A 17,561-nucleotide genomic window follows, 5' to 3' on the forward strand; every position below is an offset into this window, starting at 1 on the left:
CGCAAACCCGCCGCATACACCGGCCACGAGTAGCACTTGTCCGCATCCGGGCGCAGCTGCACCTCGACGACGATCCCCAGCACCGGCGTCCCCTCGTAGAGCAGCACCACCAAGTCGGCCCGGTACTCGGCGGGTTGGACGTCCGTTAGTTCGGCCGGCTCGATGCGCGCCTCGCTATAGACCGGCGGTGCGACGTGCAACGCATCGCGTAGCAGTTCGGGCGCCAGCTCCGGACGATTGCGGAACAGCAGGAGCAACGCTTCGTGCAGCTGCGAGGGCATACGTTGAGCCTACCCGGCCGGCGCTCAGAAGGCCAGAACACGGGCTGAGGTAGCGAACGATCGACACGCTGGCCTGGTACTTGTCCATGCACAGCGCGCCCACCTTCAGCGAGTACGTCGGGCAGGTCACGTAGCTGTCCCCGGCCACCCGGCGCCGGCCGGTGAGACCAGCAAGTCCATTACGCTAGCGCGAATTATCGCCGTCTTCAGCAATGCTTTCATGTGCTACTCTCCTTTCACGACAGCCTCACAGCCTGTGAAACACTGCCGGGGTGGAGCAATGCTCCAGCCCTCGGAGGCAGCGAGTTCGTCGCAGGAGTCAGCACCGAGCACTGGCGGCGGGCCGGGCATCGGCGCATCGAGGCGAGCGGTGACTGCGGCGCTCTGCGCGTTCCCGGCGCGCCTTACGGCCGCGATTCGGGTGCGGAAATCGCGCTTCGGACGCTCCAACTCGAAGCCCGCGTCAGCGGCGCGCGTCGCGGCTGTGGAGTGGACCGGTCCGGCCGAGGATCGATTCGTCCGCGGTAAGCAGCGTCGCGTCCAAGGAGAGCGCGGTGGCAACGATCAGCCGATCAGCTGGATCACCGTGAAAGTCAGGCAATTGCGCGGCGGCAATGCCGATGGCTCCACTGATCACGATCTCACGAATGCCTTGCTCGATCACAGCGCGGCGCATCGCCGTCAGCGAAAGATCGAGCTGCAGGCGTCGTTTTCCGGCGAGCATCGCCGCTTCCCAGAATGAAATCGCCGACACCACCAACTGAGGGCGGCGTCCGCGAGCCGCGTTGCCCGCCGTCCCAGGTGCGGGTTGTCTTCTGCAAACCAGATCAGAACGTGCGTGTCGAGAAGGATAATGAGCGCGCGGCGTTCCAAGAGATGCCGAGAGGCCCCACGATGTCCCGTCGCGCCCGGACGCGGCCTTTCAGGAAGCCGCGCAGCGTCTTCGGTTTCTTGCCAATGGCGACCAACTGCGCCATCGGCTTTCCGCGCTTGGTAACAACGATAGGGTCGCCGGTCGCGGCGACCTCTTCCATCGCCTGGAGGCAGTGCGCCTTGAACGCTGCGGCGGTCATCATCCGGGGCATCGAGAATCCCTCATGACCATGATGGTGACCACTATACGCAGCCACCCGGCGAGCGGTCAACTTGCCGCGGCCTCGACATCCAGGGCAGGGCAGGCTCGATGGATAGCGGAAATGACAACGCCGAAAACCGCTACCACGCACCCGAAGGCGCAGCGAGCGGCGCTGCTCGCTGGCCTTCGGGGGTAGAGCGCAACGGCGTGTGGAAAATCAGTACCCCTGCGCCGCCGCGGCGCGGATGGGCTTGACGGCGTCGGCCGCCGGCAGCACGGCTTCCACCGCCGCCAGCCGCGCCTTCAGCGCGCCGATTTCGTCCAGCTGCGCTCGAAGCTGCGCGTTCTCAGCCCGGACGCTGCGCAGGTCGTCGTTTTGCTGGCGCAGCTCGGCGATGTACTGCAGCTGCCGATCGAGAGTTTGCTGCTGCTGCGCCACCTCCACCAGCAGCGCCTCCTGGGTGTGATGCTGCTTCTGCAGCTCGTTAAGCAGGAGCACGCTGAGGAGGTGATAGCGGACGGTGACGGGCTTGCCGTCGCTATCGAGATCGGCCAGTTCCGGAAACACCCGGGCGACTTCCTCGGCGATCAGGCCGTACTGCAGGCTCTGGTCGCCGGTGTACTCTTTCTTGTAGTGAAAGCTGACCGGCCGCAGTTGCAGCACCTTGCTGCCCACACCGCCGATGGAGCGAATGTCGGTCTTAAACCGCTGCGAGGACGAGATGGTGCCGAGTTGGCCCAAGCTGTTCACGTAGACGGCGCGGGTACTCACCGTGGGGCTGTAGATGCCGCCGATGTACGTGGCGGTGTGCCCGCTGCTGCCGATGCGGATGGTGTTGGACTCCGACGCGCTCCCGGCGCCGGCGTCGATGTAGATGTTGTTCGATCCGCTCACCAGTCCGTTGCCGGAGGTGCGCCCAAGGGCGAGGTTTGCGTATCCCGTGGTTACGTCATCCAGCGCCTCGTGGCCGAGGGCGGTGTTCTCATAGCCTGCGGTGGAGGAACGGAGCGCAAACCTGCCTACTCCCGTATTGGAGCTACCGTCGCTGTAGGCTAGCGCCGCAACACCCACCGCTGTGTTGTTGTCGCCTCCGGCGTTTAGGAGCGCATCGTAGCCGAGGGCCGTGTTGCTCTGTCCCGTCGTGTTGCCCTGGAGCGCGTTGCTGCCCACCGCCGTGTTGAGGTCGCCGGTGGTGTTCTGCCAAAGCGCGCTGCTGCCAACCGCGGTGTTGCCAAAGCCGGTCGTGTTATTGCGAAGCCCCCAAGCCCCCAGCGCCGTGTTGGTGTCGGCGGTATTCGCAAAGAGCGCTCCGTCCCCTACCGCCGTGTTGCTACCGCCGCTGGTGTTGGCTTTTAGCGCCTCGTTGCCCACCGCCGTGTTACTCCCTCCGTCGGTGTTCGCTTTGAGGGCAAAGGCCCCCAGCGCCGTGTTCCCGTCGCCGCTGGTGGTGTATCGTAGCGCCTCGCTGCCCACCGCGGTGTTGATCGTCGAGGCGCCGTTGCTTTGCCGCAGGGCACTGTAGCCGATGGCGGTATTGTCACTTGCCGTGGGGTTCGAGAAGAGCGCCCAGGCACCTAGCGCCGTGTTACGAGAGCCCGACACGTTGCTCGCCAGTGTGCTGTGCCCGACTGCCGTGTTTGAATCGCCGGTCTGGTGGTAGTAGAGCGCGCTGTTGCCAGCCCCCGTGTTGTAATTGCCGGTGGTGTTCCTATTCAGCGCCTGATCACCCACGGCCATGTTGTTAGCGCCAGTGGTGTTTGAGGAGAGCGTGCCAGGCCCCACCGCGATATTGTTGACACCGCTCTCGAAATTGATGTCGGTATTCTGAATCGTGCCGGGCCCGGCGGAGCTCAGGACCACCTCCAACTGCGGCGCTTGACTGGTCGAGGTGCTCTCTTTGCTGTCGAAGGTTGCGGTGAGCCCCGACTGCGCCACCAGCGCTAGGCCGTAGTTGCTCGCCGGCGTGTCGCACCAATCCTGCACCGCGCCGGTCACATCGAGCACCAGGAAGTCGGTCTTGTTCCCGACGCCCACGTGGACAGTGGAGATATCCGGCGACACGGCCAGCGTCGGCACCACACTGGCCTTGATGGTGGACTCCGCCCACGCCGACGTCACTCGGTACACGTCGAAGTCGCCCCCGGTGGCAGTGGGCAGCACCGTCTTCAGGAACAGCCTCAGCTTCGCCTGGTTGACGAGGCCGCTGCAAGGGCTGGGCAACGTCGACAGGTCGAATTGCATGTAAGCAATTTTGGTCGTGGTGACGGTTGACGCCACCTCCAAGGATGTCGCCGTGCCCTTGTTTGTAGTCGGCATGGTCGACACCGTGAACGCATCTCCCGCCGCCGGGGCGGTCAGCGCCCGGGCACCGCCGGGCAGCGCCAGCATTCCCACCAGCGCCGCCGCCGCCACCCGGGTTTCCAGTCTCTGAATCAGTCGCTTCATCTTCGTCGTCCCCTTTCGGTTCCGTGAGCCTTCGCCCACGGGTTGATCAAACCTCGCCCACTCGTGTTACTGGTTAGCCGTTCGGTCATCAGTACCCCTGCGCCGCCGCGGCGCGGATGGGCCTGACGGCGTCGGCCGCCGGCAGCACGGCTTCCACGGCTGCCAGCCGCGCCTTCAGCGCGCCGATTTCGTCCAGCTGCGCGCGTTGCTGCGCGCCGCGGTGGAGCTGGCAGGACTGCGTGTGAAGCATTGCCATTGGTTCTATCTTCAGGTGCCCTGCCGCTCACCGCTCGGATTGAGCTGCCGTCACCACGGACATGAGCTCAAGGAAAGATTCTGCGTCGGCGGGCTCGCCGGGATGATGTATCCGGGATACGGAATCGAGTACTCGTCGCGATACACGAGGGTGTTCACACCGGACGCCTTGGCTGACAGCTTGCCGTTGATTGTAAGCTTCTTGTGTGCCGTCAGGCTGTTGCCGCCGCCCGTCGTGCCGTCCGTAGACACTGTGCCCTTGGTATCAACGGTGACGTTGCACGCCTCGATGTTGACTTGACCCCCTGTGCTGCTTGTGCCCGAGCCTTTGGCGCTGACGCTCTTTTGGATCAGTACGGACCCAAGCGTTGCACCTAAAGGCGTCCCTGATCTGAGCGTCACCTCGCCCGCAGAATTCCCATTTGCCGAGACCGAGCTATCGACGGTGGTGATGATGCCGATTGCGGTCACGTAGATCGCTCCGCCTCCCCTGACTCCGTTTGCCAGCAGCTTGCCTGCGAGCGTCACCCCGCTGTAAGGTGAAATCAGTTCAATCCCGCCCCCGTCGCTGTCGCTGCCCGAGCCAGAGGCGTCAATGACGGCCGTCTTGTTGACGTTGAAGTTAGTCTCGCACGTCACTTCAACCGATCCACCTACTCCTCGCTCGCCCTTGTTGAGCGACCCCTTGGCGTTGATGTCCCCGCTGATGTCGCAGGGCCCTGAACGCACCAATATCTCTACCCTCCCCGCCTGGTAACCTGCCGTGTTCGATTCCAGAAGCCCTTTGCTTCCCAAAACAAACCCCCCGGAATGGACATCGATGCCGATGGCGCCAGAGATCTCATATATGCTGCGGGACTGCAGCTTTCCGCCGATCTCCAGCGGCCCGGCTGTCATTACGGCAAGGTCACCTTCTATCCCGTCGTTCTGTATCGTGTTCTGATCGAGCTGCACCTGAACGCATATCTCGCCAGCGGGGCACCCGGCGTCGCTGGTGCACGAGGTGCCCTGGCTCACCGTGCAGTGTCCGGAAGGAACGCAGACTTCTCCCGTACCGAAGTCCGGGCAGTAATTGTCTCCCAAACACTTCTCATCGGTGTTGATGGAGCACCATCCGTAAGCGTTGATGCTAACGCTTCCTGCCAAGTTGGTCTTGTCGCTACCCGCAACGATCTTGGCGTCCTTGGACAGGATGATATCGCCGGCGCAGTCGAGTTCGACTTGGCCTCCCGCCCCGCCGTAAACGTCGCCCGTTGCTAGGTCGGTGACCTTGCTGCTGTCGGCGCTGATGGCGGCGCCCAGGGTGCAGTCGGCATCGCTAACGATCTCTACTTCGCCTCCACCGTCGCCCTTGGACTGAACGTTGATCTTCGCTCCCTTGGCCGCGGCGAACGGGTTTCTGACCGTGGAGTAGTCGTAGATCCACGCCGTCGTCGCGTCGAGTGTGATCGTACCGCCGCGTCCACTCGCTGCGGGGTTCGCCGCTCCCTTGGCTTCGACCACGCTGGACTCGCCAAGGTCAATGCCTTCGCAGAGGACATCCACCGTACCGCCCTGACCGCCCAGGCCAGTCGAGGAATCTTTCTCCCCATTGGCAATGATCTTGCCGTTGATGATGCAACTCCCCAAGTCGGATGTGACTATCATGGGCGCCCCCGGATGGCCCTTGGCGATGCCGGTGACCACCGTTCCTTTGCGAAGCGTGATATTATCCTCGCCGCGGATCAAGATGGCGGGGTCCACCAAGGCCCCCTGGTAGCCGTCGACTTGAATCTTCACGGTACCCGTCGAAGCCGTGTCAACGGTGCCGCGAATAGCATAGATTTTGACTTGGCCGTATTGCGCGGTCTTTCCGCTGCCGGCGATAACCGTGGCTCCGTCTCTCAGATCAACCATTTGTTCGCAGTCGATGATGACCATGCCGCCATCACCGCCGCTGGGCCCATAAATGGGGTCGTTGCGCACCTTGCCGTCGGCCTCGATATTGGCTGCCAAGGTGCAGGTGTGATCGGTCCGGATATGAACGTACCCGCCCGTTTGGCCCGAAGCGCCTTCCGCTCTGATCTTGGCGCCCTTCGCCGCAGTGATGTCAGCCGTTAGAGACAGAAGGTTGCGCGCGTACAGATCAACTACTCCTCCTGGACCGTCCGCGCCGTTGGCTTCAATGATGCTCGACGCGCTCAGGCTGATGCCGAGGTCACAGTCAACCGTTACGCCGCCCCCGTCGCCTCCTCCCAAGATATAATCGATAGTGGCATTGGCTTGGATCTTCCCGCTCAACGAGCACGCGCCTGTGCTCTCGATCGTGATGCTGCCGGCATCTGTGCCCTTCCCCGGGGCCGTGAGAGCGGAACCCTGGTAGAGCGTCACCGCTCCGGCGTTCGTGATCGAGAACGATGCCCCGTTATCGGCGGTCAGCGCTGCAGTGGAGGATAGCTGCAACGCCCGCCCGCCCAGGTTGAACGTGGTCGCGTCGCTCACCAAGAACTTGCCGGTGACGACACAGGGATTTGGGGTGCCGGGGCAGAGGTCGTTCAAGGTGGACGCGTAAGGCGTGGCGGCGCGGGCGCCGCCGGGGACGGCGAGCCCCATCGCCACAAGCAGTGCCACAGCGTGCCCTCGAAGTTGCCGGGGCGCGGTCTTTTGAATCCCTTTGATAAGGTGTTTACTACTCACTCGATTAGCCATCTGCTTTCTCCTTTTCTGGTCCAAGGTTCTCAGTTCGCGGCTCTCGCCACGGGTCTCCGCAAGCTCTTCGCTACGCGCACGCCGAGCAGCCGGAATCCACAGCCTGCGTGCCCTCATCTCACGGCGGCCCCCGTCCGTCATGACCCAAATGGGGTACGTCGCACAAAATTCTCGCGCCCCGGCAGCGGGCCAGCAGGCGTATGAGGGTGGCTTGGCGGCGGGTGCCGGTCTTGCCGAAAATGTCTTTGAGCTGGCGGCGCACGGTGTGCACCGACACGGCGAGCTGCGCGGCGGCCTCGGGCAACGACTGCCCCAGGGCGAGCAGCGCCGCCAGCCGTGCCTCGGCGGGGGTGAGGCCCCAGAGCTGTTGCAGGGCGCCGGCTGCCAACGGTTCGTGCCCCTGGGCGTCGTGGATGAAAAGCATGGTCGCCGGGTCGCGGGTGGTAGGCGAGCTGCTGTTGTCGGCCAAGGTCTCCACCAGCACTTCGAGCGGCGCCGCGCTGTGCGGAGGCGAGACTTGCATCGCCACTTGGCCCGCGTTCTTCGCCCCCCGTCGCTTGCGCGCAGCGCGCAGCAGGCGCGCGATACCCTCGGCGTCGCACACGGCGCTCTCGTCCGTACAAGCGCGCAACAGCGTGCGCCCCCTGCCTGTCATCACGATCGGACGACAGGCGCCGTCGGCGATGATGATGCCGGCCGGACAGCGCTCGAGCGCCTGCTGCAAGGCGTCGCGCTCGCGGCGCAGATCGGCGAGCTGGTTGGCGATCAGCACCGCGCGTTGGAGGTGGGGCATGAGGCGGCAAATCGCGGCGGCGTGGTCGTCTCCGAGCCTGCCGCCCCCGCAGCGGCTGAACAGATGCAACATCGAGGTAACCCCGTCGTCGTCCCGCGCGATCAGCGCAGTGATCGCCGGGGCGCACAGCTGCTGCGACCGCAGCCAACGTGCCTCGAAGTCCGCCTGAAGCGTCCCCTCCCCGGGCATGCCGGCTCGGCTGAAACGCACCGCTCCCGGCGCCAGCTCGCTCGCGTCCGCGAGCAGCGAGTTCCTCGCCCACTGGCTCTCGCGGTAGCTGCGTTGGAACTCGGCATCGACACCGGCGTAGAGCACGGTGCCGGGATCACCGCACCCCGCTGCCCGCAGTGCGAGAATCACAGCCGCCTGCGCCGCCGCGGCGGACAGCAGGCGGAGAAATTCGCCCCAATGCTCGGCGCCAGCGGCGGCGTCGTAGAGCGCCGTGAGGAGGTCGATTTCCTCCGATCCGGGTTCCCAAAGCTGATCTGCTATTGCCGTTGTTGCCATCGCTGTCACGTCCCCGCGGATACCGAAGGCTCGGGCCTGGAGGTTGACTCTTGCGGGCCCACCGGCTGGTAACCCGTTGTTAGATTGCATCGTGCCGCCGCCATGATCCCTCGCTGTGAAATCTGTAAGGCAACAAGAGTGCCAGGGATTGGGCCAAGCTCTATGAAAGCTCCCTGGGAGAAAGTCGGGCGCGCGGGTGGCCGAAAAGTCTGGTAATTCAGACGGAAAGTCTGGAATTCCAGACACGGCCCGCACCGGGCCGCACCCCACCACGGCGCCGCGAGGCCGGCGGGAGGAGCGGATCAGCTCTCCGGGAGATAGGCCTCGAGTTGCTCGATCAGCTGCAAGAAGAACTGGCTGCTCCAGAGCCGGAGCCCTGCAGGGCAAAGAGGCGCTCGGTCGGGGTAAGCATCGTGCACTGAGCTACTGTGGCCGGAGGTCTTGGCGGAGTCAAGCAGATTTCCCTCCGTCATTCCTGCGAAGGCGGGAATCCACGGCACCGGCTCGCTACGACCCGCCAAACGCCAAACTGGATTCCCGCTTTCGCGGGAATGACGGCCATAACACCGAACCACGTTACCCACGAATTTGTCGCGCACCCCCGCGTGAACCAGGCCGGCGGTGACTTCCAGCTATACCTGCTGGCGCCGTTGCTGGAGAAGGCCTAGGGGAACAACAGTGCCGGGCTTTCGCTTCTGCTGCACGCGTCTTGGTGTTGTGCGGGGCGCACCTGTATTCCGGAAGCGCGGGTGGCCGAGAGGTCTGGTGATTCAGCCGCAAAGCCTGTCCGATCCGTGCGCCCCCTTGAACCAACGGCGCGGAACCAGTACGCATTCAGCCCGCCGCGGCGTGCCCCCGCAAGCAACGCCGGCGCGCCGGCCCAGGAGAACCGTAATGCGACGTGATATCTTCACCCCCGAGCACGATCTCTTTCGCGAGCAGTTCCGCCGCTTCGCCGCGAAGGAAATCGCTCCTAAGATCGACGACTGGAGCGCCCGCGGCATGAGCGACCGCGAGAGCTGGCGGCGCGCCGGCGCCGAGGGCTTCTTGGGCGCTAACGCCCCAGCCGAGTACGGCGGCGCCGGCGCGGACTTTCTCTACGACGCCATCATCATGGAGGAGATGGCGTGGCTGCGCGCTCACGGCATGATGATCTCCCTGCACTCAGATATCTGCATGCCGTACATCACGACCTACGGCTCCAACGAGCAGAAGCGCAAGTACCTGCCCGGCGCCATCAGCGGCGAGCTGATCCTCGGTATCGCCATGACCGAGCCGGGCACCGGCTCCGACCTCGCCAACGTGCAAACCAAAGCGATTCGCCAGGGCGATCACTACGTGCTCAACGGTTCCAAGACCTTCATCTCCAACGGCCAGATCGCCGATCTGTTCATCGTCGTCGCCAAGACCGATCCCAACGCCAACCCGCCGCACAAAGGCGTCAGCCTGTTGCTGGTCGAAGCCGACAGCCCCGGCTTTGTGCGCGGGCGCAAGCTCGATAAGCTCGGACTGCGCGGGCAGGACACCAGTGAGCTGGCCTTCGAGGACTGCGTCGTGCCGGTCGCCAATCGGCTCGGCGAAGAAGGGCAAGGCTTCAAGATGCTGATGGAGAAGCTGCAACAAGAACGCCTGTGCATCGCCGTCAGCTCGATGGCCTCTTGCCGGCGCTCATTGCACGACACCATCGAGTACGTGCGCCAACGCCACGCCTTCGGGCAGCCGATCGCCGCTTTCCAAAATACCCAGTTCAAGCTCGCCGAGCTGGCCACCGAGACCGAGGTCGGCCAAGCCTTCGTCGACAAGTTGCTGGCCGCGCACGTGCGCGGCGACGAGATCGTGACCGAAGTCAGCATGGCGAAGTGGTGGACCACCGACTTGCAGAAGCGGCTCAGCATCGAGTGCCTGCAACTCCACGGCGGCTACGGCTTCATGCACGAGTATCCGATCTCGACCGACTACGCCGATGCCGCGGTGCAGAGCATCTACGCCGGCACCAACGAGATCATGAAAGTGATCATCGCCCGCCGCCTGGGCTTGGCGTGAGACGGCGCACGAGAACACAGAGGAGTGCAACGCGCTCGGTCGACTTCGAGGCCGAGCTGCCACGCCATGCGACGGGCAAGCTCTACAAACGCCTCTTGAAGGACCGCTATTGGGCCGGCCACGCCAGCCGCATTGTCTCAGGCCACGGCCGTGGCGGGCGCTGGGGTTTCGCCGTAGAATAGCGCCATGAAGCCGCCGCCGCTGACTCGGAGTGAGGCGTACGCCGAGCGTCTCGAGACGCTCGGCGGCGCCGGCTGGAAGCGCTGGCTCGACGTGCAGCGGCCGTATCGCCGGCACCTGCGCCGGCTCGCCCTCGGCTTCACCCTCGAAGTCGGCTGCGGCCTCGGGCGCAACCTGCTGCATCTCGAACGCCACGGTGTCGGCGTCGAGCACAACCCGCGGGCAGTCGAGATCGCCCGCCGGCGTGGCTGCACGGTCATGCTTCCCGAAGAGTTCAGAACCTCCGACTATGCCCGGCCGGGGCGCTTCGACTCGCTGCTGCTGGCTCACGTGGTCGAGCACATGTCGCTGGCTGAGGCCGTGGCCCTGGTCGGAGAGCACCTCGGCTTCGTTCGCAACGGCGGCACCGTCGTGCTGATCGCACCGCAAGAAGCCGGGTTTCGCAGCGATCCGACCCACGTTGAGTTTATGGATGCTCCCAAACTTCTGCACATCCTCGAAAGCAACGGCGTGACGGCGCAGCGTGCCTACTCCTTCCCCTTGCCACGGGTCGCCGGCCGGGTGTTTACTCACAACGAGTTTGTGGTGATCGGCCGTAAGCCGTAGCCCACCGATCTCCAGCACGGCGACACGAAACCGCAAGCGCGGCCCATGCGGTTCAGCAGCGGGAGCCTGAGCCGGCAACGGGTGCGCGACAAATTTGTGGGTAACGTGGTTCGGTGTTATGGCCGTCATTCCCGCGAAAGCGGGAATCCAGTTTGGCGTGTGGCGGGTCGTAGGGAGCCGGTGCCGTGGATTCCCGCTTTCGCTGGAATGACAGATTGCGTCCCTTTCGGCCATGGGCCTCGGCCTGACAGTACACAGTACTGTCAGACTGGTGAGGATTTGCCCGGTCGGCTGCACGTTACCCACAGATTTGTCGCACACCCGCCGGCAACCGTCGTCGGTCACCTGCTTGGTCAGGATGCGCAGCCGTTCAACGCGTTGTTCACGCCCGCGACCAGTTCGTCGACCGTGACCGTTTCGCTGCTGTCACGGTCGAACTCCCGGCAAGCGCCGACATCGAGATTGCCGAGGGCGATGTTGACCCCGGTGACCAGCTCGTCGACCGTGACCGTGCCGTCATGGCCGCAGTCGCCGACACAGAGCCCCGCCGGAGTGCCGGTGCTGGTCGGTGACGGACCACCGGCAGTGACCGTGGGCGTGGACGTGGCGGTTGCTCCCGTCGGCGTCGCCGTGCTCGATGCTCCGGTCGTCGACGGGCTCGGCGGCGGGCTCGCTGTCGCAGTCGCGGTCGGCACCGCGGTCGGTGTTCTGCTGGCGCTGGGCGTCGGGCTGGGAGTGGGTTCTTCGTCGCCGGTAACATCGAACGCCCACAGCTCCTGGCCAAACCGCGCGCTCCTACTGACGAAGAAGAGCAGGTCGCCGACGGGTGCCAAGCCCGAGGCCGGCGCGGCAAACGAACTACTGACTCGCCGCGTGCCGGCCGCGCTGCCGTCGCTGCGCCAGAGCGTCTGTCCGCTGCCGCCGTCGGCGCTGAAGTAGGCCACGCCGTTGATGGCGGCGAAACCCGAGGGAAAGGAGTTGGCGCTGCCGGGATTGATGTCCTTGACCATCACCGTACCGGCCTCGCTGCCATCGCTCTTCCACAGCTCTGTCCCCGAGGTGCCGTCGGATGCGGAGAAGAAGAGCACACCGTTGGCCACGCCACGCACAACCGGATTCGATCCGCTGCCGCCGGGCAATATATCCTTGACCATCATCGTGCCCGCTTCGCTGCCGTCGCTGCGCCAGAGCTCATTGCCGAAGACGCCGTCGTTGGCGCTGAACAGTAGCGTGCCGTTGAGGTTGATGAGGTTGCCGACTTGTCCGCCGCTGCCGCCGGGGCGAATGTTCTTGACCAGCACCGTGCCCGCCTCGGTGCCATCGCTCTTCCACAGGTCGGTGCCGTAGTGAGAGATGTTGGCTTCGCTGGTGAAGAACAGCGTGGTGCCGATGGAAACGAAGTTCTTCGGGATCGAGTACGACACGCCCGGCGCGAGGTCCTTCACCAGCACCGTCCCGGCTGCGGTGCCGTCGCTCTTCCACAACTCGATGCCGGTGCTGCCGTCATCGGCGCTGAAGAAGAGCAGGTTGGCGACGGCCGCGAGGGTGGGCGGAAAGGACCCGTTGTCATTGCTGCCGCTGCCGGGCTTGGGGTTGATATCCTTTACTAGAACGGTCCCTTCCGGCGTCCCGTCGCTCTTCCACAGCTCGGAGCCGGCGGTGATGTCGCCGAAGGCGTAGAAGAACAGGGTATCGCCCGCGACGGTCAGGGCGCGCGGATTCGAGTCGCCGCTGCCGGAACGGAGGTCTCGCAACAGCATGGTGCCGGCTGCGGTGCCGTCGCTCTTCCACAACTCGCGGCCGGTTGCGCTATTGAACGCAGCGAACAACAGCTGGCCATCGAGCACGGTCAACCCACTCGGTGGGGAGACGTTCTGCACCGGTTCGATGTCCTTGATCGGCATCGTCCCGGCCGTTGTGCCGTCACTGCGCCACAGCTCGTATTGGATCACGTCGTCGTCGGCATCGAAGACCAACGTTCCGTTGAAGTTGGTCAGGGCATCGGGGCCGCTGTCGGCGGTGCCGGGAAAGATGTCCTTTACCAGCACGGTTCCGGCCGCGGTGCCGTCGCTCTGCCACAGTTCGTCGGCGTGAACGCCGTCGGCGGCGCGAAAGAATAGCTGCCCGGCGACGTTGGTGAGTTCCCGCGGGCCGCTGTGCGCCGCACCGGGCGCGATGTCTTTGACCAGCACGGTACCGGCCGCCGTCCCGTCGCTCTGCCACAGCTCTGGCCCGTTGGCACCGTCGTCCGCTCTAAAAAACAGGATGCCGTTCACGTCGGTGAGCGAGCCGGCGTCCGAGCCCGCGCTTCCCGGGCGAACGTCTTTGAGCAGCATGGTGCCCGCGGCGGTGCCGTCGCTCTTCCACACCTCGACCCCGGTGGCTGCGTCACCGGTAATGAAGAACAGCGTTGTGCCGGCCTTGACCAGTTCGGCAGCCGGATTCTGGGCGAAGGTCGCCACCGCAGCGGTGCCGGCAGGCGTGCCGTCGGTCTTGAACATCGCGGTCGTACCGAGCCCGAACCCCTCGGGCGGAATGGTCGCCAACTGATAGGCCACATCACCGAGCACGACGATATCCGAGGGCTGGGTCGGAAACACCCCATAGCTCCCGATGGACACGGTGCCGGCATCGGTGCCGTCGCTGCTCCACAGATCGAAGCCTTGTGCCGCCAGGTAGACAAAGAGCAGCTTGCCGTTGAAGTTGGTCAAGACCGCGGGTCGCACCGACAGGGCGTTTGCAGGAAGGCTCTTCACCAACACGGTGCCGGCATCGGTGCCGTCGCTCTTTCTGATTGTGCTGCCACCGCCCGGCTCCGCGGTTGTGAAGAATAATGTCCCGTTGACGTCGACCAGTTCTTGCGGGCGCGAGCTGCCCGCGCCCGGGGCGATGTCCTTGACCATCGCGGTACCGGCATCGGTGCCGTCGCTTTTCCACAGCTCGTCACCGCTGACACCGTCGTCAGTGACGAAGAACAGGGTGCCGTTGACGTTGGTCATCCAGCTGAGCGCCCCGGGCAGGGCCTTGACCAGAACCGTCCCGGCCGCGCTGCCATCGGTCTTCCACAAGCCGCCGGCGGCGCCAAAGAACCCGATCCCGTCAACGTCGATTGCAACCGGGCCAGCGCTCCCTGCCAAGGCGACTGCCTTGACCAAGGCCGTGCCCGCACCAGTGCCGTCGCTCTTCCACAAACCCGTTGTGACGGCGTCGTTACCCGCAAAGAATAGCGTCCCGCCGACCGCAGCCAGGCGGGAAGCGCCGCTGCCGGCGGCCTTGGCGTTTATATCCTTGACCAAGTAGGGCTCACCGGCGAGCGCGGCTCGCCCGACTGCGAACGCCAACAGAACTGCGGCCACGTGCCATCGCGTCATATCTTCCTCTCCCACTCGCAGGCCCCGGCCCGTGAACCGGTGTTTTCTAACCGCCGCGGTGCGGTGCCCGTACATTCAATCAGTCCAAATTGGTGGCAGGGCTCTTACCACAAAGCGAGGCTGGAAAGTAAGCGCGACACGCCCTCGGATTTCGAGAACGCGGGCTTCGTCACGGTGCAGCGGCAAGTGAAGCGGAGCTGCCAGGACTGGGCGGTGATCGACGGCCTCGTGATGACGCCGGTGGACACGGCGGCAACGGCCATCGACGGGCTGTGCTCGACTCCCCTATGGAGACCACGCCGCCATACGTACTTCGCTCACTTGAGGTCGAACTCCGTCAGCGACAGGTCGTTGGTCACGGTCACGTCGCCGGAGCCGTCGGCGTTGACGACGTGCAGGCCCAACAGGTTGTGGTAGGCGAACTGGCTGCCGTCCTGACTCCAGGCTACGTTCGAGCCGCCGAAGAAGCCGAGGTTGATCTCGCTGTCGCCCGAGCCGTCGGGATTGATGAGATGGACCCTGATTACGCCCGGGCGGATCTGGCCGAAGGCGATCTTGTTGCCGTCCGGGCGCCAGGCCGGAAATTCGTCCTGGTAAGTGTTGTTGGTCAGCCGGGTCGGGCTCGAACCGTCGGGGTTCATCACGTAGATCTCGTCGTCATCGTTATGGCCGGAGTTACCCGACGGCAGGTGCAGCCGGGCGACGAAGGCGATCTTGCCGCCATCCGAGCTCCAGTCCGGCGCGCCCAAGCCCCGGTGTTCCGAGATGATGGTGTGCTCACCCGAGCCATCGGCGTCGATTACGGCGATCCGGCCGAGATCCTGGAAGACGATCTTGGTACCATCGGGGCTCCAGGAGGGATGGCGGGCGTCGCCGCGGTTTGCCGGCATCAGGTCCGTCTTGCCCGAGCCGTCCGCGTTCATCACGAAGATGTGGTAGTAGAGGCCGCCCTCGACCAAGGCACCGCTGGCCCAGGCGATCTTCGTCCCATCCGCGTTCCAAGCGGGGGTGTAGTCGGCCTTGTCTGCGCTATTGGTCAGGTTCAGCTTGCCCGAGCCGTCGAGGTTCATGACGAAGATCTCGTTGAAGGTGGCAGGTGCGGGTGGAGCCGATAGTACCAAGCGCTGTCCGCTGGGCGGCGGACCGCTCGAGGGTGTTGCCGTCGGTGTGGGGGTGGAGGTTGGCGGCGCACCGGTAGCGGTGGCGGTGCTGGTGGCGATCGAGGTCGGGGTAGGAGTAGGCGAACCATCACCGGTGGTGATCGAGCCGGAGTAGACGTCGGTACCGATTGCGACCGTAAGCGTGCCGCTACCTCCGGGTAGCGCCGGCAAGGTGCCGCTGACGGTGACGCTGGTGTCGTTGTAGGTCCCGGTCAGCGAGAAGGCTCCGGTGTCCAAGTTGACACTGCCGGTGATGGAGACGGTTCCGATCACCGCCGCCGCAGCGGCATCGGAGTCGGCGCAAGCGGCGGCACCGGCGCCGTCGGTGATCGTCAGCGTGCCGGTGGCGTGTCCGTCTGATTGAACGACCAGGTTGACCTTGCCGACCTGGCTGCCGCTGAGCGCCACCGTACCATAGAACTGGCCGGTGAAGGGGCAACCGGTAAGCGCCGCGTTCACTGCCGCGACTAGCTCATCGACGGTGACCTCGCCGTCGTTGCCGGTGTCGAAGCTCGCGCATTGGCTGAGCGGCGTAGTCCCGAGGGCGATGTTCACTCCCAGCACCAGCTCGTCAACGGTGACCTCGCCATCGCCGCCGCAATCGCCGACGCAACCCGCATGGGCGCTGGCGGCGAACATGGCCGCGGCGATCAGCAGTGCGAAGGCGGTCGTGAGTTTGGTCATGACATCCTCCTCCAAGCACACCCCGGGGCGGAGCCAGCCGCCCCGAGATGCCTGTCGTCCGCCGGCAAACCGGCGCGGCTACTCCTTGCTCAGCTCCAGTGCTACAGCGTCAAGCGTCGGCGGGTAGGCCATGGTGGTGGTGGAGTAGATACCCGCCAGAGTGTTGGCCGGCGTCAGCGTGAGCTGAACGCTTTCGAGCTTGTTCCCTGGAATAGTCCGGTTCGAGTAGATCACCTGCGGCGCTGCGGGGGTGACCGACATCGGAATATCACCGCTGGCGAACACGTTGTGATTGAGGTCCACGATGTACACCTGATTGCCGCGCACCTCGACCTTGATGCGGGCCGCCTTGTTGACGTGGGTGGGCTCGTTGATCGCGCGGCCGCTCCAAGTGCCGATCATGTACGCGTAAATCCCGGGCGGCACGATGTTGGGCGTGGGGGTCGCCGCCGGTGTGGTGCGAGTCGGTGTCGGCAGCGGCTGCGTATTGGTTGCCGTCGGCAGCGGCAGCGTCGGCGTTGGCGTCGCTGTCGCGGTGCGGGTTGCCGTCGGTGTCGGAGTCGGCGACCCGTCACCGGTGGTGATGGTGCTGCTGTAGACCGCCGAACCGATCTGCACCGTCAAGCTGCCGGTGCCGCCCAAGCTGCTCGGCAGCGTGCCGCTGATGGTGACTGCGACGTCGTTGTAGGTTCCGGTCAGGGAGAACGTGCCGGCATCCAAGTCGACCGTGCCGCTGACTAGCACCGTGGCGATCAGGCCGGCGCTGCCGCCGTCGCCGAAGAAGGTCGCGCTACCGCCGTCAGAAATCTTGAGCGTGCCGGTGGCTGAACCGTCGGCTTGCACGGCCAGGTTGACTTTGCCGCTCTGACCCGCGTCCATCGTGACGCTGCCGTAGAACTGGCCGGTATACGGGCAGCCGTTGAGCGCGTTGTTGACCGCGCCGACCAGCTCGTCGACGGTCACTTCGTTGTCGTTGCTGGTGTCGAACGACGCGCACTGACTCAGCGGAGTGGTGCCGAGGGCGATGTTGACCCCGAGCACCAGCTCGTCCACCGTTACCTCGCCGTCGTCTCCGCAGTCACCGCCGCAATTGGCCGAGGCCGTCCCGAACGGGGCGGCGGCCAGCAGCATCATTACAAGAATGCGTACCTTCATTACCCTATGGACCTCCAGGTTCACTTCCATTCGCGGGCGCCGGACCATCCGGCCCCGCTCATTGCGAGTTCAAGGCCAGCGAACGGTGTTCATTGGCGGCGAAGGGCTTATGTTACCTCAGGGCTTGGGTCAAGGGTGGCAGCCGCCGCCGGGGCACGGGGGGTGTGCGACAAATCTGTGGGTAACGTGCAGCCGACCGGGCAAATCCTCAGCAGTCTGACAGTACTGTGTACTGTCAGGCCGAGGCCCATGGCCGAAAGGGACGCAATCTGTCATTCCCGCGAAAGCGGGAATCCACGGCACCGGCTCGCTACGAC

11 protein-coding genes and 1 pseudogene are annotated in these 17,561 nt (G+C 64.9%); 2 read left to right on the plus strand and 10 right to left on the minus strand.

The window, feature by feature from the left end:
- The 7 genes from HY699_02770 to HY699_02800 form a co-directional block, all read right to left on the minus strand.
- The coding region (locus tag HY699_02770) for a hypothetical protein (GenBank protein ID MBI4514722.1) at positions 1–281 on the minus strand (281 nt) is incomplete at its 3' end.
- Positions 282–744: 463 nt separating this feature from the next.
- Positions 745–1,041 (minus strand): type II toxin-antitoxin system VapC family toxin, encoded by a 297-nt coding sequence (locus tag HY699_02775; protein MBI4514723.1) that lies wholly within the window; start codon positions 1,039–1,041, stop codon positions 745–747.
- Between the two features lie 67 nt (positions 1,042–1,108).
- Positions 1,109–1,366: a type II toxin-antitoxin system prevent-host-death family antitoxin gene (locus HY699_02780; protein ID MBI4514724.1), complete on the minus strand. Its 258-nt coding sequence runs from the start codon at positions 1,364–1,366 to the stop codon at positions 1,109–1,111.
- A 207-nt stretch (positions 1,367–1,573) separates the two neighbouring features.
- Positions 1,574–3,802 (minus strand): DNRLRE domain-containing protein, encoded by a 2,229-nt coding sequence (locus tag HY699_02785; GenBank protein ID MBI4514725.1) that lies wholly within the window; start codon positions 3,800–3,802, stop codon positions 1,574–1,576.
- A gap of 88 nt (positions 3,803–3,890) precedes the next feature.
- Positions 3,891–4,058: a hypothetical protein gene (locus HY699_02790; protein ID MBI4514726.1), complete on the minus strand. Its 168-nt coding sequence runs from the start codon at positions 4,056–4,058 to the stop codon at positions 3,891–3,893.
- A gap of 50 nt (positions 4,059–4,108) precedes the next feature.
- Positions 4,109–6,745, minus strand: a complete 2,637-nt coding sequence (locus HY699_02795) for a hypothetical protein (protein ID MBI4514727.1) — start codon at positions 6,743–6,745, stop codon at positions 4,109–4,111.
- A gap of 118 nt (positions 6,746–6,863) precedes the next feature.
- Positions 6,864–8,045: a hypothetical protein gene (locus HY699_02800; protein MBI4514728.1), complete on the minus strand. Its 1,182-nt coding sequence runs from the start codon at positions 8,043–8,045 to the stop codon at positions 6,864–6,866.
- Positions 8,046–8,939: 894 nt separating this feature from the next.
- Here HY699_02800 and HY699_02805 point away from each other — a divergent pair.
- Together HY699_02805 and HY699_02810 are read left to right on the plus strand one after the other, a co-directional pair.
- Complete coding sequence (locus tag HY699_02805) at positions 8,940–10,088, plus strand: acyl-CoA dehydrogenase family protein (GenBank protein MBI4514729.1); 1,149 nt, start codon at positions 8,940–8,942, stop codon at positions 10,086–10,088.
- 186 nt (positions 10,089–10,274) lie between these two features.
- Positions 10,275–10,874 carry a class I SAM-dependent methyltransferase gene (locus HY699_02810; GenBank protein MBI4514730.1) on the plus strand — a complete coding sequence of 200 codons (600 nt, stop codon included), beginning with the start codon at positions 10,275–10,277 and terminating at the stop codon, positions 10,872–10,874.
- A 353-nt stretch (positions 10,875–11,227) separates the two neighbouring features.
- Here HY699_02810 and HY699_02815 read toward each other — a convergent pair whose 3' ends face one another.
- The 3 genes and pseudogenes from HY699_02815 to HY699_02825 all read right to left on the minus strand — a co-directional run bounded on the left by HY699_02815 (position 11,228) and on the right by HY699_02825 (position 16,656).
- A complete protein-coding gene (locus HY699_02815) occupies positions 11,228–14,245 on the minus strand; it encodes a hypothetical protein (protein MBI4514731.1) in 3,018 nt (1,005 codons plus the stop codon).
- Between the two features lie 317 nt (positions 14,246–14,562).
- Positions 14,563–16,089 (minus strand): PD40 domain-containing protein, encoded by a 1,527-nt coding sequence (locus HY699_02820; GenBank protein ID MBI4514732.1) that lies wholly within the window; start codon positions 16,087–16,089, stop codon positions 14,563–14,565.
- A gap of 432 nt (positions 16,090–16,521) precedes the next feature.
- Positions 16,522–16,656: pseudogene (locus tag HY699_02825) on the minus strand (type III secretion system needle length determinant).
- Positions 16,657–17,561 lie beyond the last annotated feature (905 nt).

This window comes from Deltaproteobacteria bacterium (assembly GCA_016210005.1).
Classification (GTDB): Bacteria; Desulfobacterota; Binatia; order HRBIN30; family JACQVA1; genus JACQVA1.